We start from the raw sequence: 2,144 nt of genomic DNA, 5'->3' as shown, positions 1-2,144 counted from the left end.
CAATATCAGATTTTTTCAACTCAAGAGGAACTGCGGGATGACGTCCTGAACCTTACTTTTGGTTGGCCTCTCTGGCTTTTCGACGAAATTCGCGACGCAGAGGGTCTCTTGGAAGAAACGAGGGAAAACAATCCTGTAATGTACCAAACCGCTTTCCTTTTATCCCGCCAGATTCCGGCCATCAGAGAACATCAAATTAAACCTCTGGCGGAAAGCGATGCCGAGATGTGGTTCGGTGTTGCGTTAGCTATGCAAGACATCCATTTTAAAGGCACTCGAATTGGTTTTAATAAAGAGCGTTTTCCTGGTGGAGACTTAATTCAAGGAACCGATTTGGGCGAACGCCTCAGCAAAGCTTTTAATCTGTTTCGTAAACAGGGATTCTCCAGGCGATATGAGATTTTTATCCGAGGTGAAGAGGAGCGGGACAGCTCGTCCTTTAGAAAGCAATTGGAAGAAGGGGTGGCAGCGCGTCAACAAGCTCTTGAATCCGAATTTCGGGAGAACCGGGTCACCGAAGAAGTTTACCACAAACTTGGTAACTATTATCAGTTGGCCAAGCATTATGCCCAACGGATTTCACTCCTATGAGCCTGGAGCTCCTTCCTGGAATTGTTTGGGCCTTGGATGAAAAGGCTCTGGATTTTATACGTCGCTGGCATGGCGGATTGTCATCTAAAGCCCAAATGGTTTTTCAGATTGCAGGGAGTTGGAAAGAGTTAGCTTACATCATTGACGACTACCGGGAACAGCGCTTTGACACAACTATCATTGAGGCCGGACTAAGCTTAAGACCTCAGTTGGAGAGGCGACGGGTGAATGTAGTTGTGGTTGCTTCTTTTCCCCAAAAAGAAGGTCAATCATGGTCAGAGGTGGAGGAAAAACTACAGGCGGTAGGGCAACAGGTTACCTTACAACAGCACCGGGTTTTGCTTCATCATGCCTACCCCAAAATTAAGGATAAACCTTTTCCGGCGAAAATTGACCCTATAGAAATTTCTATGCCTCGAATTCTTCCCTGGCTTTTGACACGTGAAATCAGTAGCGGCCGGATTTTAGGTGAAGAAGATTTCTACAATCTATTTGCCAGCCTTATTGATTGTTTGTTGTTGGCGGAACGGGAGGGGGGACAGGTTCCCGGGCATCTGTTGGGTCCGTTCTTAAATCCCCCGGCCGAATCTGGTAAGGTCAGATTGGTGGGATTTGCACGAATACCATTGGATAGGGTACTGGACCGTATGTCGGAGGCATTGACTCGGGTGGTTCTGGGATGGGCCTATCACAGGCCATACGAACCCCAAAAACTGCAGACTTTTGAACAACGGCTGGCACTCTTGGTTCAGGAGTTTTTAACCGGATGTCGCACTTACGCTCAGGTGGAGGAGTTCATTTTAGGCAATCGAGGGCTGAAAAGCTTATCCGTGGCGATAATCCTGAAGGAAGTCAAACAAATACTAGAAATACAGACTCAATACGTCATTCGTGAGGGCCGCAAGCCTCAGCCTACCCCTGGCTTCTTGATACGGTTTTGGCGGCGCTACTTAGGATGGTGGACCCGTAAGGCAGCTGGGATTTCTGATTTCGCCCCAATCATTTTTGATAACCTTATTCAGAACCTGCATAAAATGTCTGAGGTCATCGATAATATTGCAAAACAGGCCAGACAGGAAACGGATACTCATCCAAATATTCCCCCAGATCTGATTCAAATCTGGTCAGCGGAACTGCATGATCTGGTGATTGAGGCCTTAAACCGGCGCTGGAGTGGGGTGGACGTGACGGACCGGCTTGCCAGAATCATCCGCCAAGGCGTCTCACAGCATTTTAGCGACGCCCTTTATAATTGGGGGTTGGAGGACGACCTCTTGGAGGAGGCGGCCCGAGCCCTTCAAGAAGGAAACCTGCTGCGTTTCAGCGGTCGCATGGAGGGCGGACTGAGGGTACAAGTCCAAACGCTGGTCACTTCCTTGAAAATAGGGGAAACGTTATTGGTCGGCGCTCAGCCTGTTGCCTGCGCGACATTGCAGGTTTGGCCAGGTCGGCCACCCCTTTTTCTGGCAGCCACTGAAGCTGTGCCGATAGATCACCTGAAGCTTTGAGCTTGTTACAATAAGAAGCTATCAGAGGTTCATCCATGTTTTCCC

At 48.8% G+C, this 2,144-nt stretch carries 2 protein-coding genes; both read left to right on the top strand.

Annotation, left to right across the window (positions count from 1 at the left end):
- A partial coding sequence (locus tag JRI95_17110) for a hypothetical protein (protein MBW2063265.1) occupies positions 1 to 591 on the top strand: 591 nt, incomplete at its 5' end.
- Complete coding sequence (locus tag JRI95_17105) at positions 588 to 2,099, top strand: hypothetical protein (protein MBW2063264.1); 1,512 nt, start codon at positions 588 to 590, stop codon at positions 2,097 to 2,099. The genes JRI95_17110 and JRI95_17105, both read left to right, overlap by 4 nt.
- Positions 2,100 to 2,144 lie beyond the last annotated feature (45 nt).

The organism is Deltaproteobacteria bacterium, from assembly GCA_019308995.1.
Classification (GTDB): Bacteria; Desulfobacterota; Desulfarculia; order Adiutricales; family JAFDHD01; genus JAFDHD01.
Note: the sequence above shows the minus strand (reverse complement) of the source record. Positions and strands in the feature narration are given on the sequence as shown.

What these genes read in the sequence shown, in the direction of transcription:
- JRI95_17105 (MBW2063264.1), top strand. Translation starts at nt 588, where the DNA reads ATGAGCCTGGAGCTCCTTCCTGGAATTGTTTGGGCCTTGGATGAAAAG.